Origin of the sequence: Enterobacter cloacae complex sp. P6RS, from assembly GCF_014982245.1 — a bacterium.
Lineage (GTDB): Bacteria > Pseudomonadota > Gammaproteobacteria > Enterobacterales > Enterobacteriaceae > Enterobacter > Enterobacter bugandensis.
Map to the genome: position 1 here is coordinate 151,245 of NZ_JADCLB010000003.1, position 16,443 is coordinate 167,687.

15 protein-coding genes are annotated in these 16,443 nt (G+C 52.9%); 11 read left to right on the plus strand and 4 right to left on the minus strand.

Going from position 1 to position 16,443, the window contains the following annotated elements:
* The first annotated feature begins 9 nt into the window (after positions 1-9).
* From abgT to uspE, 5 genes are all read left to right on the plus strand, one after another.
* Complete coding sequence (gene abgT, locus INF73_RS01720) at positions 10-1,536, plus strand: p-aminobenzoyl-glutamate transporter (RefSeq protein ID WP_193541340.1); 1,527 nt, start codon at positions 10-12, stop codon at positions 1,534-1,536.
* Positions 1,537-1,546: 10 nt separating this feature from the next.
* Positions 1,547-2,062 (plus strand): methylated-DNA--[protein]-cysteine S-methyltransferase, encoded by a 516-nt coding sequence (gene ogt, locus INF73_RS01725; RefSeq protein WP_193541342.1) that lies wholly within the window; start codon positions 1,547-1,549, stop codon positions 2,060-2,062.
* Positions 2,063-2,245: 183 nt separating this feature from the next.
* Positions 2,246-2,998 carry a fumarate/nitrate reduction transcriptional regulator Fnr gene (fnr, locus tag INF73_RS01730; protein ID WP_006174991.1) on the plus strand — a complete coding sequence of 251 codons (753 nt, stop codon included), beginning with the start codon at positions 2,246-2,248 and terminating at the stop codon, positions 2,996-2,998.
* Between the two features lie 146 nt (positions 2,999-3,144).
* The gene (locus tag INF73_RS01735) at positions 3,145-3,327 is read left to right on the plus strand and encodes a hypothetical protein (RefSeq protein WP_224224379.1); all 183 of its coding nucleotides are present in this window, start codon (positions 3,145-3,147) and stop codon (positions 3,325-3,327) included.
* Positions 3,328-3,436: 109 nt separating this feature from the next.
* Complete coding sequence (gene uspE / locus INF73_RS01740) at positions 3,437-4,387, plus strand: universal stress protein UspE (RefSeq protein ID WP_193541344.1); 951 nt, start codon at positions 3,437-3,439, stop codon at positions 4,385-4,387.
* A gap of 40 nt (positions 4,388-4,427) precedes the next feature.
* Here uspE and INF73_RS01745 read toward each other — a convergent pair whose 3' ends face one another.
* From INF73_RS01745 to pntA, 3 genes are all read right to left on the minus strand, one after another.
* Positions 4,428-5,537, minus strand: a complete 1,110-nt coding sequence (locus INF73_RS01745; RefSeq protein ID WP_193541346.1) for a mechanosensitive ion channel family protein — start codon at positions 5,535-5,537, stop codon at positions 4,428-4,430.
* Between the two features lie 106 nt (positions 5,538-5,643).
* On the minus strand, positions 5,644-7,032 hold the full coding sequence (gene pntB / locus INF73_RS01750; protein WP_013096868.1) for a Re/Si-specific NAD(P)(+) transhydrogenase subunit beta: 1,389 nt from the start codon (positions 7,030-7,032) through the stop codon (positions 5,644-5,646).
* A 10-nt stretch (positions 7,033-7,042) separates the two neighbouring features.
* Complete coding sequence (pntA, locus tag INF73_RS01755; protein ID WP_193541348.1) at positions 7,043-8,572, minus strand: Re/Si-specific NAD(P)(+) transhydrogenase subunit alpha; 1,530 nt, start codon at positions 8,570-8,572, stop codon at positions 7,043-7,045.
* 535 nt (positions 8,573-9,107) lie between these two features.
* On the opposite strand from pntA, the gene ydgH reads away from it, so the two are divergent.
* The 3 genes from ydgH (at position 9,108) to folM (ending at position 12,381) form a co-directional block, all read left to right on the plus strand.
* A complete protein-coding gene (ydgH, locus tag INF73_RS01760) occupies positions 9,108-10,052 on the plus strand; it encodes a DUF1471 family protein YdgH (RefSeq protein WP_028012941.1) in 945 nt (314 codons plus the stop codon).
* Between the two features lie 184 nt (positions 10,053-10,236).
* Positions 10,237-11,619 (plus strand): amino acid permease, encoded by a 1,383-nt coding sequence (locus INF73_RS01765; protein WP_047368429.1) that lies wholly within the window; start codon positions 10,237-10,239, stop codon positions 11,617-11,619.
* Positions 11,620-11,658: 39 nt separating this feature from the next.
* Entirely contained in the window at positions 11,659-12,381 is a 723-nt protein-coding gene (gene folM / locus INF73_RS01770; protein WP_028012939.1) for a dihydromonapterin reductase, read from the plus strand.
* Here folM and INF73_RS01775 read toward each other — a convergent pair.
* Positions 12,378-12,713, minus strand: a complete 336-nt coding sequence (locus INF73_RS01775) for a GlpM family protein (RefSeq protein WP_014883596.1) — start codon at positions 12,711-12,713, stop codon at positions 12,378-12,380. The genes folM and INF73_RS01775 overlap by 4 nt on opposite strands.
* A gap of 128 nt (positions 12,714-12,841) precedes the next feature.
* On the opposite strand from INF73_RS01775, the gene rstA reads away from it, so the two are divergent.
* The 3 genes from rstA (at position 12,842) to INF73_RS01790 (ending at position 16,133) form a co-directional block, all read left to right on the plus strand.
* Positions 12,842-13,558 carry a two-component system response regulator RstA gene (gene rstA / locus INF73_RS01780; RefSeq protein ID WP_028012938.1) on the plus strand — a complete coding sequence of 239 codons (717 nt, stop codon included), beginning with the start codon at positions 12,842-12,844 and terminating at the stop codon, positions 13,556-13,558.
* A 244-nt stretch (positions 13,559-13,802) separates the two neighbouring features.
* A complete protein-coding gene (locus INF73_RS01785; protein ID WP_193541351.1) occupies positions 13,803-14,063 on the plus strand; it encodes a hypothetical protein in 261 nt (86 codons plus the stop codon).
* A 645-nt stretch (positions 14,064-14,708) separates the two neighbouring features.
* Positions 14,709-16,133, plus strand: a complete 1,425-nt coding sequence (locus tag INF73_RS01790; protein ID WP_193541352.1) for a protein kinase — start codon at positions 14,709-14,711, stop codon at positions 16,131-16,133.
* The last annotated feature ends 310 nt before the right edge of the window (positions 16,134-16,443 follow it).

Here is a 16,443-nt window from a genome sequence, read left to right on the forward strand (position 1 = left end):
GGAACGCCCATGAGTATGTCATCCATACCTTCGCATTCCCCATCCGGTAAGCTCTATGGCTGGGTTGAAAGGATCGGCAATAAAGTGCCGCACCCTTTCCTGCTTTTTATCTATCTGATTGTGATTTTGATGGTTGCCACCGCCGTACTCTCGGCCTTTGACGTCAGCGTGCGCAGCCCGGCAGACGGCAGCCTGGTGGCGGTGAAAAACCTGCTGAGCATTGAAGGGCTGCACTGGTTTTTACCGAACGTCATCAAAAACTTCAGCGGTTTCGCTCCGCTGGGGGCCATTCTGGCGCTGGTGCTGGGCGCCGGGCTGGCTGAACGCGTGGGCCTGTTACCCGCGCTGATGGTAAAAATGGCGTCCCACGTCAGCGCGCGCTACGCCAGCTACATGGTGCTGTTTATCGCCTTCTTCAGCCACATTTCATCCGATGCCGCGCTGGTTATTATGCCGCCGATGGGGGCGCTGATCTTCCTCGCCGTCGGGCGTCATCCCGTGGCGGGTCTGCTGTCGGCCATTGCGGGCGTGGGCTGCGGCTTTACCGCCAACCTGCTGATCGTCACCACCGACGTGCTGCTCTCGGGCATCAGCACGGAGGCGGCGAAAACCATTGATGCGGCCATGCACGTCAGCGTGATCGACAACTGGTACTTTATGGCCAGCTCGGTGATTGTCCTGACGATTGTCGGCGGGCTGATTACCGATAAGATCGTCGAGCCGCGTCTGGGCAAATGGGAAGGCCGTAGCGATGAAAAGCTGGAGACGCTAAGCAAAGAGCAGCGCTTCGGCCTGCGCGTGGCCGGGCTGGTCTCGCTGGCGTTTATCGCGCTGGTGGCGCTGATGGTGGTGCCGGAAAACGGCATACTGCGCGATCCGGTTAAGCATACCGTTCTGCCGTCGCCGTTTATTCAGGGCATCGTGCCGCTGATTATTCTCTTCTTCTTTGTCGTTTCGCTCGCCTACGGTATCGCTACCGGCAAAATCCGCCGTCAGGGCGATCTGCCGCAGCTGATGATCGAGCCGATGAAAGAGATGGCGGGCTTTATCGTGATGGTATTCCCGCTGGCGCAGTTTGTGGCGATGTTTAACTGGAGCAACATGGGCAAGTTTATGGCCGTGGGCCTGACCGACGCGCTGGAGGCTGCCGGATTAAGCGGCGTACCGGCGTTTGTCGGGCTGGCGCTGCTGTCATCCCTGCTGTGCATGTTTATTGCCAGCGGCTCCGCCATCTGGTCAATTCTGGCGCCGATCTTCGTGCCGATGTTTATGATGCTCGGGTTCCACCCGGCGTTTGCCCAGATCCTGTTCCGCATCGCGGACTCCTCGGTGATCCCGCTGGCGCCCGTCTCACCTTTCGTTCCGCTGTTTTTAGGCTTCCTGCAGCGCTATAAGCCCGAGGCCAGACTGGGTACCTACTATTCGCTGGTTTTACCCTACCCGCTTATCTTTTTAGGGGTATGGCTGGTGATGCTGGTGGCATGGTATCTTGTCGGCCTGCCGATTGGGCCGGGGATATACCCGAGGCTAAATTAAAGGATTGAAAATGCTGAGATTACTCGAAGATAAAATTGCGACGCCGCTCGGGCCGCTGTGGGTGATCGCGGACGAGCAGTTCTGCCTGCGCGCCGTTGAGTGGGAAGAGCACAGCGACCGCATGGAGGAACTGCTTGATATTCATTACCGCGCACAAGGTTATGAACGCATCAGCGCCACCAACCCGGGCGGGCTGAGCGACAAGCTGGCGGCGTATTTTGAAGGCGATCTCAGCATCATTGACACTCTGCCAACCGCCACGGCAGGTACCCCTTTTCAGCGCGAAGTGTGGCAGGCGCTGCGGTCGATTCCGTGCGGGCAGGTCATGCATTACGGCCAGCTCGCGGAGCATCTAGGCCGCGCAGGCGCCGCACGCGCGGTGGGTGCCGCCAATGGCTCTAATCCGGTCAGCATTGTGGTGCCCTGCCATCGGGTCATTGGCCGTAACGGCACCATGACCGGCTATGCTGGCGGCGTGCAGCGCAAGGAGTGGTTACTGCGTCACGAAGGGTATCTCTTGCTGTAGATCCCAGGCTTTTTGTGCTTAATTTTCTACCGGTTAGGCTAAAAATCCATAATCAAGCTGTGGAATTTCAAGAAGATGGCAACACGTTGCCGTCTCTTGTCCTTATTGAGGGTTTGTCAGGCTTACGTACTTACCAAAAAGATGTTAAAATTGACCAATATCAATTAAGGCTTGAGCAAACCTATGATCCCGGAAAAGCGAATTATACGACGCATTCAGTCTGGCGGTTGTGCTATCCATTGCCAGGATTGCAGCATCAGCCAGCTCTGTATCCCGTTTACCCTGAATGAGCATGAACTCGATCAGCTTGATAATATCATCGAGCGCAAAAAGCCGATTCAGAAAGGGCAGACGCTGTTTAAAGCGGGAGACGAACTGAAATCGCTCTATGCTATCCGCTCTGGCACCATCAAGAGCTACACCATCACCGAACAGGGTGACGAGCAGATCACCGGCTTCCACCTGGCAGGCGATCTGGTGGGCTTTGATGCCATCGGCACTGGTCACCACCCGAGCTTTGCTCAGGCACTCGAAACCTCAATGGTTTGCGAAATTCCGTTTGAAACCCTGGACGATCTGTCCGGTAAGATGCCTAACCTGCGTCAGCAGATGATGCGTCTGATGAGCGGTGAGATCAAAGGCGATCAGGACATGATTCTGCTGCTTTCCAAAAAGAATGCAGAAGAGCGCCTGGCCGCGTTTATCTACAACCTCTCCCGCCGCTTCGCCGAGCGCGGTTTCTCGCCGCGTGAGTTCCGTCTGACCATGACCCGTGGCGATATCGGTAACTATCTGGGCCTGACCGTTGAGACCATCAGCCGTCTGCTGGGTCGTTTCCAGAAGAGCGGAATGCTGGCCGTAAAGGGTAAATACATCACTATCGAAAACGGCGAAGCGCTGGCCGTTCTTGCCGGACACGCCCGCAACGTGGCGTAACTCTCCGCATGTTGATAACCAGACTGATAAATTCATGTGATTTATTGGTCTGGTATCATCGCTTCCGCTTTAAGACATTTTCACCGCAGCACGTCCCCACACAGCGCCTGAAAGGTTGTCGTTGAGGTTATGAATTGAGAGAAAGTTTGTTTTTCGTTTCAGTCGTGATCGCCTCAGTGACCTTTATCTTCATCTGGATCATGCTTGTCGGTCCGATGAAGGGGGAGGAAAAAACCTACGTTCAGGATTCCACGACCTTTGCGATAGCGGTGATGGTGCTGCTGTTCATTGCGTTTATCGCGGTGACATCCACCGTGCTTTTCCTCTGATAAATTTTCATGAATTATTGATCTGGCAAAAGCTCCCCTCTGTTTCATTCAGGATATATAGGTTACTCTTTTAATTACAGACTGTGGTGACAGTAGTAAGGAGACCTGTATGGCCAAGTATCAAAACATGCTGGTAGCTATCGATCCGAATCAGGACGATCAGCCGGCATTACGACGTGCTGTGTATTTACATCAACGGATTGGTGGCAAAATCAAAGCATTTTTGCCGATCTATGACTTCTCGTATGAGATGACCACCCTTCTGTCGCCTGACGAGCGCACCGCTATGCGTCAGGGCGTCATCAGCCAGCGTACCGCGTGGATCCGTGAACAGGCGAAGTATTACCTGGAAGCGGGCGTGCCTATTGATATTAAAGTGGTCTGGCATAACCGACCTTTTGAGGCCATTATCCAGGAAGTGGTTGCCGGTGGGCACGACCTGCTGCTGAAGATGGCGCACCAGCACGACAAGCTGGAGTCCGTAATCTTCACTCCGACCGACTGGCATTTGTTGCGTAAATGCCCTTGCCCGGTCTGGATGGTGAAAGACCAGCCGTGGCCTGAAGGCGGGAAAGCCGTTGTGGCGGTGAATCTCGCGAGCGAAGAGGATTATCACAATTCGCTCAACGAGAAGCTGGTGAAGGAGACCATCCAGCTTGCCGATCAGGTTAACCATACCGAAGTGCATCTGGTGGGCGCCTATCCGGTTACCCCAATCAATATCGCCATTGAGCTGCCGGAATTTGACCCTGGCGTCTATAACGACGCGATCCGCGGTCAGCACCTGCTGGCGATGAAAGCGCTGCGCCAGAAGTTCAGCATTGACGAGAACATGACGCACGTGGAAAAAGGGCTGCCTGAAGAGGTGATCCCGGATTTAGCCGAACATCTGCAGGCCGGGATTGTGGTGCTGGGCACCATTGGCCGGACCGGTATCTCTGCTGCCTTCCTCGGCAATACCGCCGAACAGGTGATCGACCATCTGCGCTGCGACCTGCTGGTCATCAAGCCGGATGAGTATCAGACGCCGATTGAGCTGGACGACCCGGAAGACGATTAACGTAAACATCAAAGCCCGCCGCTCCGGCGGGCTTTTCTCATCAGATCTCCATTACCGGCTTCGGCTGTTCACCTGACTCATCCTGCATCCACGGCGCGTGCAATACCATGCTGGGCAGCGCCAGCTTAATCTCCTGGGCGTTCAGCCCTTCAAGAATACGGATATTGATCTCCTGCTGGATGTCCATGTATTTGTTGTAATCCGCGGTATTAACGATATGGACGACTTCGAACGTCAGGCGGTCGCGGTCAAATCCCAGAAAATGGGCACGATCGAATTTTGTCTCGCCGACATCGGTAATGATCTGCCTGACCATATCCCCCACGTAGCGCAACTTATCGGGCGGCGTGTCGCTGGCAACGCCAAAGGTAAAGACGATGCGACGCGTCTGCATGCGTTTGTAGTTGTGAAGCGTCTGCTGAAGCAAAATGGCGTTACCGCAGACGATCTGCTCCCCGCTCAGGCTGCGGATACGGGTCGTTTTCAGGCCAATGTGCTCTACCGTCCCCGCCACGTCGTTGAATACCACAAAATCGCCAATTTCAAACGGCTTATCAAAGCCGATAGAGAGCGAGGCAAACACGTCGCTGAGGATCGTTTGTACGGCGAGGGCGATGGCAATACCCCCTACCCCAAGGCTGGCAACCAGAGCAGTGATGTTGACGCCCGCGTTAGCAAGGATAGACAGCAGCATCACTGACCAGACGATGGCACGGAGAATAAGCCCCGTGATCACCAGCGTGACCGGGTTTTTATGGCTTCCGGGCGCCAGCATGACGTGACGAAGCCACGACACCACCCCCTGATCCATCCACAGCGCCACCTGGATGGCGAAAACCAGGAACCAGGCGTGGCTCACGGTGCCAAAGAGATGATCCGGCAAGTCAACGAAACGCAGGCTGAAGAGCAGCGCCACCACAAACAGCAGGAAGCGGCTGGTGCGGTTAAGCATATCGGTCAGGATAAAACGCATCCGGTTGGTGGTCGGGTGCTTGTCGCCCCAGGTGGTGATGCCTTTCTTAACGAACGCGATCAGGCGCGTTAGCAGCCAGTACACCAACAGCGTCACAAAGACAACCGTGGCGGCGCCTATCCAGAATGTCGGCGTCATCATCAGCGCGATGATGTCGAAGCGGGACAGAAATTGCATTACACCTCCTCGTATTACACAAAGGGTAAAGTATAGACAGAGGAGAAACGCTGGCCGCAGAAATAGGAAAACCGCCCCGAAGGGCGGTTTGTCAGGAGAAAGCGAATTACAGCGCTTTCAGAATCGCATCCACGCTGGCTTTGGCGTCGCCAAACAGCATATGGGTATTCTCTTTGAAGAACAGCGGGTTCTGCACGCCAGCATAGCCGGTGTTCATCGAGCGTTTGAAGACAATGACGTTCTGCGCCTTCCACACTTCCAGAACCGGCATCCCGGCGATTGGGCTGCGCGGATCGTCCTGTGCCGCCGGGTTAACGGTGTCGTTAGCACCAATAACCAGCACGGTGTCGGTGTCGGCGAAATCATCATTGATCTCGTCCATCTCCAGCACGATGTCGTATGGCACCTTCGCTTCCGCCAGCAGTACGTTCATGTGGCCCGGCAGACGTCCCGCCACCGGGTGAATACCAAAGCGAACTTTGATACCGCGCGCGCGCAGCTTCTCGGTGATTTCCGCCACCGGATACTGCGCCTGCGCCACCGCCATACCGTAGCCTGGGGTGATGATCACAGAATGCGAGTTTTTCAGCATTTCCGCGGTGTCTTCCGCGCTGATCTCACGGTGTTCACCCACTTCTTCGTCAGAGCCGGTAGAAGAACCGTCAGAACCGAAGCCACCGGCGATAACGCTGATGAACGAACGGTTCATCGCCTTACACATGATGTAAGACAGGATGGCACCGGAAGAACCGACCAGCGCACCGGTGACGATCAGCAGGTCGTTGCTCAGCATAAAGCCCGCAGCCGCCGCTGCCCAACCGGAGTAGGAGTTCAGCATCGAGACAACCACCGGCATATCCGCACCGCCGATGGACGCCACCAGATGCCAGCCAAACGCCAGCGCGATGATGGTCATCACCAGCAACGCCAGTACCTGCAGGCCCACGCTTTCGGTACGCACGAAGACCACCAGGAGCACAAACGACACCACCAGCGCCGCCAGGTTCAGCTTGTGACGGTTAGGCAGCATCAGCGGTTTAGAAGAGATCTTACCGCGCAGCTTGCCAAACGCCACGATAGAACCGGTGAAGGTTACTGCACCGATGAAGATACCGAGGAACACTTCGGTCAGATGAATGTTGACCAGAATCGGCTCCATGCCCGGTTCGTGATACAGGTAGCTGTTGAAGCCCACCAGCACCGCCGCCAGGCCCACGAAGCTGTGCAGAATCGCCACCAGCTCCGGCATCTCGGTCATTTCAACGCGCTTCGCCAGGCGAATACCAATCGCGCCGCCGATGATCATCGCCACCAGGATCCACGCCACGTTGCCGGTATCCGGCCCGAAGATGGTGGCAATCAGCGCAATCGCCATCCCGGCGATACCAAAGTTATTTCCCTGCTGAGACGTTTCGTGTTTGGAAAGCCCCGCCAGACTGAAAATAAACAGGATTGCAGCAACAATGTATGCGGCTGTCACTAATCCTCCAGACATATGCTACCCCTTAGCCTTTACGAAACATTTTCAGCATGCGCTGAGTCACGGTGAAGCCACCGAAAATATTGATACTGGCGATCAGCACCGCGATAAAGCTCAGGAAGCTGATCCAGCCGCCGTGTCCAATCTGCAGCAACGCCCCTACCACGATGATCCCGGAGATAGCGTTGGTCACCGACATCAGCGGCGTATGCAGCGCATGGGAGACGTTCCACACCACGTAGTAACCCACAACGCACGAGAGTGCGAAGACGGTAAAGTGGCCGAGGAACTCTTTCGGCGCGACGTCAGCCAGCCAGCCGAACAGAATAATGACCAGCGCCATGATGGCGTATTTGCGCCACGGAGAAGCCGGTTTTGCCGGTTCTTTTGGCTCGGGTGCCGCTTTTGACGCAGCCTGGGGCTGGGCTGAAACCTGAATAGGCGGCGCAGGCCAGGTAATTTCACCTTCGCGAACGACGGTAACGCCGCGCACCACCACATCGTCAAAATCGACGGTGATGTTGCCGTCTTTCTCTTTGCAGAGCAGCTTCAGCAGGTTAACCAGGTTGGTGCCGTACAGCTGAGATGACTGGGTTGGCAGGCGGCCAGGCAGGTCGGTATAGCCGATCACCTTCACGCCGTTAGCGGTCGTGGTCACCTGATTGGCAACGGTATACTCGCAGTTACCGCCGTTTTGCGCCGCCAGGTCGACAATCACGCTGCCCGGCTTCATGGAGTCGACCATCTCACGGGTGATCAGCTTCGGCGCCGGTTTACCCGGAATAAGCGCGGTGGTAACAATAATGTCGACGTCTTTCGCCTGCGCGGCGAAGAGTTCCATTTCGGCTTTGATAAAGGCTTCGGACATCACCTTCGCGTAACCATCACCGCTGCCCGCTTCTTCCTTAAAGTCCAGCTCAAGGAATTCGGCCCCCATGCTCTGGACCTGTTCCTTCACTTCGGGACGGGTGTCGAACGCGCGCACGATAGCGCCCAGGCTGTTTGCCGCACCGATGGCGGCAAGTCCCGCCACGCCCGCGCCAATTACCATCACTTTCGCCGGTGGGACTTTCCCCGCCGCGGTGATCTGGCCGGTAAAGAAGCGTCCAAATTCGTGGGCTGCTTCAACAATGGCGCGGTAGCCGGCAATGTTTGCCATGGAGCTCAGCGCATCCAGCGACTGCGCGCGCGAAATACGCGGCACGGAGTCCATCGCCATCACGGTCACGCCACGGGCCGCCAGCTTCTCCATCAGTTCAGGATTTTGTGCAGGCCAGACGAAGCTCACCAGCGTGGTGCCTGGATTCAGCAGCGCAATCTCACTCTCTTCCGGCGCGTTGACCTTCAGAATCACGGGCGACTGCCAGACTTCAGCACCGTCCACCACTTCCGCGCCAGCCTGAATAAAGGCTTCGTCATCGAAACTCGCCAGCTTGCCTGCGCCGCTTTCAACCGCGACGGTAAAACCCAGCTTAAGCAGTTGCTCCACCGTTTTCGGTGTTGCCGCTACGCGGGTTTCATTGGCTAACCGTTCTTTTGGTACCCCAATACGCATAGTTTTCCCTTCCATCGGTTTTTGATGATGGTTTGTCGATAAATGCCCGCGGTTTGTATCAATTTTCGCCAGCATGATAGCGACGAGAAATGAGTAACCCCGCAAAATAAAACAGTAACAAACTGTCTATAACCTACTGAAAATAGCGCTTGTGATCTACCGCCAGAAAACACTATTTCTTACTTTATCTGTGAAAAATAAGCGATCGGCGTCACTGACAGTGATATTTACCTTAAATTCATCGCCAGAACCGATAAATCGCGCAAGCGAAGCGGTAAAAACATGATATAGCGCCATAAGAGAACAAGTTATTAACATTAAATTAACTTGTAAAAGTCATATGCTTTATCAGTTTTGCTTGTCAAACGCCTGTTTTTTCAACATATCACTAAATGTTATCGAATTCGGTAATTGCGTGAGCACAGGCAGTGAAAAATGGCGCAGACAGCGACGGGTTTTAAATGCCATAATCGGGACCGTCTCAAATAAACAACAATACCAGTACATGGTTTGCGCAAGGCGAAGGATTATTTTTATGAAGCTTAAGAACACACTCCTGGCGTCCGCACTTCTCTGTGCGACCGCCCTGTCTGCGAATGCCGCAACAGAGTTAACGCCAGAGCAAGCGGCAGCGTTAAAACCTTTTGACCATACGGTCATTGTGGGTCGTTATAATTCTATTGGCGATGCCGTCGCCGCCGCATCAAAAGCCGCGGATAAAAACGGGGCGGCCTCGTTTTACGTAGTTGACCAGTCCGATTACGGCAACAGCGGTAACCAGCGCGTGACCATTGCGCTGTATAAAGATAATGCACCAAAGGCTGACGCGCCGAAAAACCGCGTGATCAACGGTATCGTTGAGCTGCCGAAAGACCAGGCCATTGAGCTGGAACCTTACGACACCGTTACCGTTCAGGGCTTCTATCGCAGCCAGCCAGAAGTGAACGATGCCATCACCAAAGCCGCGAAAGAGAAAGGTGCCTACTCTTTCTATATCGTGCGTCAGGTGGATGCTAACCAGGGCGGCAACCAGCGCATTACCGCATTCATCTACAAAGAAGATGCGAAAAAACGCGTTCTGCAGAGCCCGGATGCCATCCCTGCGGATTCTGAAGCGGGTCGCGCGGCGATAGCCAAAGGCGGCGAAGAAGCGAAGAAAGTTGAAATTCCGGGCGTAGCGACCTCTGCGGCGCCAAGCGCTGAAGTGGGCCGTTTCTTTGAAACGCAGTCCACGAAAGGTGGCCGTTACTCCGTGACGCTGCCGGACGGCACCAAAATTGAAGAGCTGAACAAAGCCACTGCCGCGCAAATGGTGCCGTTCGACAGCATCAAGTTTACCGGCAACTACGGCAATATGACGGAAGTCTCTTATCAGGTCGCGAAGCGTGCGGCGAAGAAAGGGGCGAAGTATTACCACATCACCCGCCAGTGGCAGGAACGTGGTAACAACGTGACCATCAGCGCCGATCTGTACAAGTAACAAAACCGTTGACGAAAGGCGGCGCAATGCCGCCTTTTTTGTTACTTTTTTTGAAATTCTGCCACACATCATTGCATGCTTTCGTTACACTCCGTAAAATCCCGCGCCTTAGTGTGATCCACCATTTTTATGCGCCTTAGCGAAATAATTATTCTGGATTGGGACTTTTAATAACAGGAAGCCAATGGAAAAGAAACTTGGCCTGAGTGCTTTAACTGCACTTGTATTGAGCTCAATGCTGGGCGCGGGCGTATTCAGTTTACCGCAGAACATGGCGGCCGTCGCAAGCCCTGCCGCCCTGCTCATTGGCTGGGGCATTACCGGTGTCGGGATATTGCTGCTGGCGTTTGCCATGCTGTTGCTGACGCGCATTCGCCCGGATCTGGACGGCGGCATATTCACCTATGCACGTGAAGGTTTCGGCGAGCTGATCGGCTTCTGTTCCGCCTGGGGCTACTGGCTGTGCGCGGTCATCGCCAACGTCTCTTATCTGGTGATTGTTTTCTCGGCGCTCAGTTTCTTTACCGATACCCCTGAGCTGCGCCTGTTTGGCGACGGCAATACCTGGCAGTCTATCGTCGGCGCCTCGGTGCTGCTGTGGATTGTTCACTGGCTGATTTTGCGCGGTGTCCAGACCGCCGCCAGCATCAACCTGGTGGCGACGCTGGCGAAGCTGGTGCCGCTTGGCCTGTTTATCGTGCTGGCCTTCATTGCGTTCCGTCTCGACGTGTTTTCGCTTGATTTCAGCGGCATTGCGCTGGGCGTTCCGGTCTGGGAGCAGGTGAAAAACACGATGCTGATTACCCTGTGGGTATTTATCGGCGTTGAGGGTGCCGTCGTGGTTTCTGCCCGCGCGCGTAATAAGCGCGATGTAGGCCGCGCCACGCTGCTGGCCGTCCTGGCGGCGCTGGGCGTGTATCTGCTGGTGACCCTGCTGTCGCTGGGCGTGGTGGCGCGGCCTGAACTGGCCGAAATGCGTAACCCGTCCATGGCAGGCCTGATGGTGAAAATGCTCGGCCCGTGGGGCGACGTGGTGATTGCCGCAGGGCTGATCGTCTCCGTCTGCGGCGCTTACCTGAGCTGGACCATCATGGCGGCAGAAGTACCGTTCCTGGCCGCGACGCACAAGGCGTTTCCCCGCCTGTTTGCCCGTCAAAACCATAATAATGCGCCATCAGCCTCACTCTGGCTGACCAACATCAGCGTTCAGGTCTGTCTGGTGCTGATCTGGCTCACAGGTTCAGACTATAACACTCTGCTGACCATCGCCTCGGAGATGATTCTGGTACCCTATTTCTTAGTGGGTGCGTATTTGTTAAAAATCGCCACGCGTCCGGCGCACTATGTTGTGGGCGTAGGGGCCTGTATTTACGGCCTGTGGTTGTTGTATGCTTCCGGGCCGATGCATCTGCTGCTGTCGGTTGTGCTGTATGCGCCGGGTCTGCTGGTGTTTATCTATGCCCGCCGCACGCATCAGCTGGAGAACGCGCTGAAACGCCGTGAAATGGCCTTAATCGGGCTGTTACTGGTTGCTGCCGTACCGGCAACCTGGATGTTAATGGGATAGCACTGTCTTTCCCATTGTTGAACTGTAAAGGAGAATACGATGGGAAATGCACCGCTTCGCCCAATACTGATCACCGGTGGAGGCCGCCGTATCGGCCTCGCCCTCGCCCATCACTTTCTCAACCTTCGCCATCCGGTCATTGTCAGCTACCGTACGGAATACCCGTCGATTGAGGGGCTGCGCAAAGCCGGAGCGGTCTGCATTCAGGCTGATTTTTCCACCGACGAAGGCATTCTGGCCTTTGCCGAACAGGTTAAATCCACCGCGACGGGGTTGCGTGCCGTGATCCATAATGCCAGCGCATGGTGTGCCGAGAAACCCGGCACGTCCCTCAGCGATACGCTCTCCGCCATGCTGCAGATCCACGTTAACGCCCCTTATCTGCTTAACCACGCGCTGCAGGATCTGCTGCGCGGCCACGGGCATGCGGCGGGGGACATTATTCACTTTACCGATTATGTGGTGGAGCGCGGCAGCGACAAGCATATCGCCTACGCGGCCAGCAAAGCCGCGCTGGATAACATGACCCGCTCCTTTGCCCGCAAGCTCGCGCCCGAGGTAAAGGTGAACGCCATCGCCCCGGCGATGATTTTGTTTAACGAACACGATGATGCGGAATACCGCCAGCAGGCGCTGAATAAGTCGCTCATGAAAATAGCGCCCGGTGAGAAAGAGGTGATCGACCTGGTGGATTACCTGCTCACCAGCTGCTATGTCACCGGCAGAACCTTTGCCGTGGACGGCGGCCGCCCGCTGCGCTAGTGAAAGCGGCTCCAGAAGAAGATTAACACCCAGGCGCTGAGTCCCCAGCAGACCACTGCCCCGCCCAGCGCCAGCGGAAGCCGCAGAAAACCGGTGAAATACCACAGGGAAAGCAGGTAGAGAAAGTACGGTATGATTGACCACATGCCAAACACGATGGTCGTGCGTAGCGCTTCCGTACCCCGCTCAGAGGCCACAATATAGTGGGCAATCAGCGCAAAGGTCGGGAACAGCGGGATCAGCCCGGCAATATAGTAGTTTTTGGTTTTTGCCAGAATGCCAATCAGTAACACCACCAGCGCCCCCAGCGCGGCTTTGATCACCAGCCCCATATTTTTTCCTATAACAATCATATAACAAGAAACGTCAGAATAACGGAAGCGGCGTTAATTTTGAAAGATTAATGGAAGGTTAAGGTTCCGCGGTGTATTTTGGCTTTTTTCACGAAAACAGACGCTGTATGAATAAGATTGTATATGTTGAAGACGAACCCGAAGTCGGGCAATTGATCGCCGCCTATCTGGGTAAACATGATATGGACGTCATTGTTGAGCCTCGCGGCGATCGTGCCGAAGAGGTGGTCGTCCGTGAAAACCCCGATTTAGTGCTGCTGGACATCATGCTGCCAGGTAAAGACGGCATGACGCTCTGCCGGGATCTGCGCGCCCGCTGGGACGGTCCTATCGTTCTGCTTACCTCACTGGACAGCGATATGAACCATATTCTGTCGCTGGAGATGGGCGCAAATGATTACATTCTGAAAACCACACCGCCTGCCGTCCTGCTCGCTCGCCTGCGCCTCCATTTACGCCAGCACGCCAGCATCGAACGCGAAGCGCCCGCGCCGTCCCTGACGCCGCACAAAGCGTTGCGCTTTGGTACGCTGTCTATTGACCCGGTTAACCGCCAGGTCCTGCTTTCCGGCGAGCTTATCGCCCTTTCTACCGCAGACTTTGATCTACTGTGGGAGCTGGCCACGCATGCCGGGCAAATCATGGACCGCGACGCGCTGCTGAAAAACCTCCGTGGCGTGAGCTATGACGGTATGGATCGCAGCGTTGACGTGGCGATTTCGCGATTACGCAAAAAACTGCAGGATAACGCCACCGAGCCCTACCGCATTAAAACCGTGCGTAACAAGGGTTATCTGTTTGCCCCACACGCCTGGGAAACCTGATCGTCGGATAAGATAATCTGCGCGAATTGAAGGCATTGCGCGAAAACGCCCTCCTTTCGCGCATTTATTTTTACGTTTGCGCAACATTTAACTTGCTAAGCACGCAAACTATTCCATAATTAGCTTCTCGACTCTCCTTTCTTCAGCTCATCCCGCTCTTGCGATCGTTTTACTCATTTTCGCCGTGAAGCTTTCACGACATCGCTCCCAGAAATCTTGAAATGAGGATTTAAGCTCATGAATTATGTATAGCTACGGTCAGGTAGAAGCGATAAAAATCAATCTTGAGTGGATTGTTAATCAGGCAGCGCTTAACCATCCTTCTCCCTCTCGCCACGACCAAAAAGCGCTCTTTGATCTTCTGGAACTGATTCAGTCTTACGAAATATTGCTGGATTTAATTAACGAATTCGGAAGCGCCGTGATTGATGCGGAGATCGCGGAAGGCCTGACCCAGTCAGAAAAACTTATCGCCAAAATCAAAAGTAGTACCCACGCCATGTAGTTCAGAGCGCGGGAAATGAACGCAACTGATTCTAGTGCGCAGCATTACAACGTGCAATTTCTTAAACCGGTGACTGGAGTTCGTCCACAGATAACAGGTTATGATGTCAAAGCAGGCAAAGATCTGCTAGCTGTGGTCAGCTCGTCGTGATGGTAATTGTCATTGTCATCATCCACATGCCATCTGAGGCATCATTCTTTGAGCAGAAATCGCTTTTAAAGAAGTATTCGGGCAGGCTAATGCTTTTATGGCCGAACATTTTCATTAGACATATGAACTAATTCTGAGTGAAAAAAACTCGCTTTACTTTCACTCTCAGCCAGTAGATACATACTTGAAAACCTAATCTGCTTTTCTTCCATGTCACCTCACGTATGCCTTATATGAATTCAACTACTAAAGGGCTAAAATGCTGATTGAAAATGTGATTTTCCAAAACACACCTAAAGAACTGTACTACGTCCATGGTCCATGTCATTGTCCCCTTAGCAAGACCCTGCTGGTTTAATATACAATAAAGGGGGGGGTAATAGCATCATGATTTAAACGGCCATACCGAGTCTAGATGGATATCCAATAAAAATGCCTGATTTGTTCCTTAGTGACTGCTAGAATCTGATTTTCTCAACATAACAAGTGACTCATATGACGAAGGATGTATTACCTTTATGTCCTGTCGAGGGATTTCATACAGTTGAAATTTTAGGCAGCGGCGGCAATGGTGACGTAACAAAAATTGCTAATAATGAAACTGGTGAAGAGTTCGCTTTGAAAGTACTGAGGCGAGTTCAAGATGATACTTATCAACGATTTCAAAACGAGGTGAACGTCGTTACCAAATGCGGTATCGAGGGCGTTATGCCAATAACAGCTTCCTGTTTGCCAGTCAATCCCAGAGAAATTAAACCATGGTATGTTATGCCCTTGGCACAACCCTTCTCTGTTTTCATTGAAGGGAAGAGTTTCTCTCAAATAATTGAAGCATTTATACCTCTTGCCGAAACTCTCGAACAGCTTCACATGCAAAGAATTTACCACCGAGATATTAAGCCAGATAATTTTCTTTATTATTCAGGCAGAATATATTTGACTGACTTCGGCTTGGTCAAGTTTCCCGAAAGTGGGAATCTAACACCCGAAAGACGTGACGTTGGAGCTAAATTCACAATGGCTCCAGAAATGCGGCGCATCGCTTTTAAAGCTGATGGTGAACCAGCAGATGTTTATTCATTTGCAAAATCACTCTGGATTGCATTAACGAAACAACCATTAGGTTTTGATGGTCAATTCATTAGAGGCAGTGCACTTTCTTTATCAAACTTTGAGAAAGATGGATACCTTGCTCCTCTGGAAGAGTTGTTGCATAAATCAACAGATAATGATCCAAGCCAAAGACCTTCCATAAAAGCATTCAAAGAAGAATTAATCCAGTGGTTAGCGTTAAATGAAGATTTCAGCGCACGTAATCTCACAGAATGGTTAGAAATCCAAAATATTCTTTTCCCCATGGGTTCTCCAGCGCATGCTGAATGGACAAGGAAAGAAGATATTATTAATATTCTTTCGATCATTGCTGGAAGAAAATCCTTAAATCATATGTTTTATCCCTCTGGTGGAGGAATGGACTTAAAAGGTGTTGAACAAGCAGGTGAAGCGGGAGCAATATCTTTATTAGTTGGCCCACAGTCAGCTGAAATTTTAAAGCCTAAAAAATTATGTTATGAATCTTTTGGATTTGACCCAGAATGGAATTATTTTTGGTTGGAAGCCGATGAAATAGAACCTATTGATGGCGTAGCACTTTCGTATAATGGCTTTGATCAATACCTAACTGAATTAGACAGAGGTGAATATACTGGCCCAGAAGCTTGGGAATATTCCGAGTACAATTACCAACCATTACCTGTCACGGCTCGCCGTGTAAATAGATATATTAAAGGTGCTTTTGTTTTTTTCAGTAAGGCCTCTCGTTACAACGCTACATCAAGTACTTATGATGCATGGCAGAATATAGGGGAAGTAGAATTTAGGGAGATAATTGAACGTGCCGCGGCGCGTTTCAGGCGGTAAAGTGTTCTGCGGGAATAATATTAAGAGTATTGCATTATTTAACAAATTTTGTTTGGCCACGAACATCCTTTTCTGTAAAAAACGGGACGTTGTTACGGGTGAGCATTCGTTAATTCCACGTGGTAAGATATATACCCATCGCAATCTCACTCAGAAGGGCCTATTCAAATGGACTATGAAAATGCATAAATTGTCTATACAAAGTACTCTGCTTGGGTAAACGCGCTTGATGGTGATCAGATTGAATATCTTAACCCTCGCATCGAAGGATACTGCAGGGCCCCACAGGTGTCCAGTATCAGCTAATCTG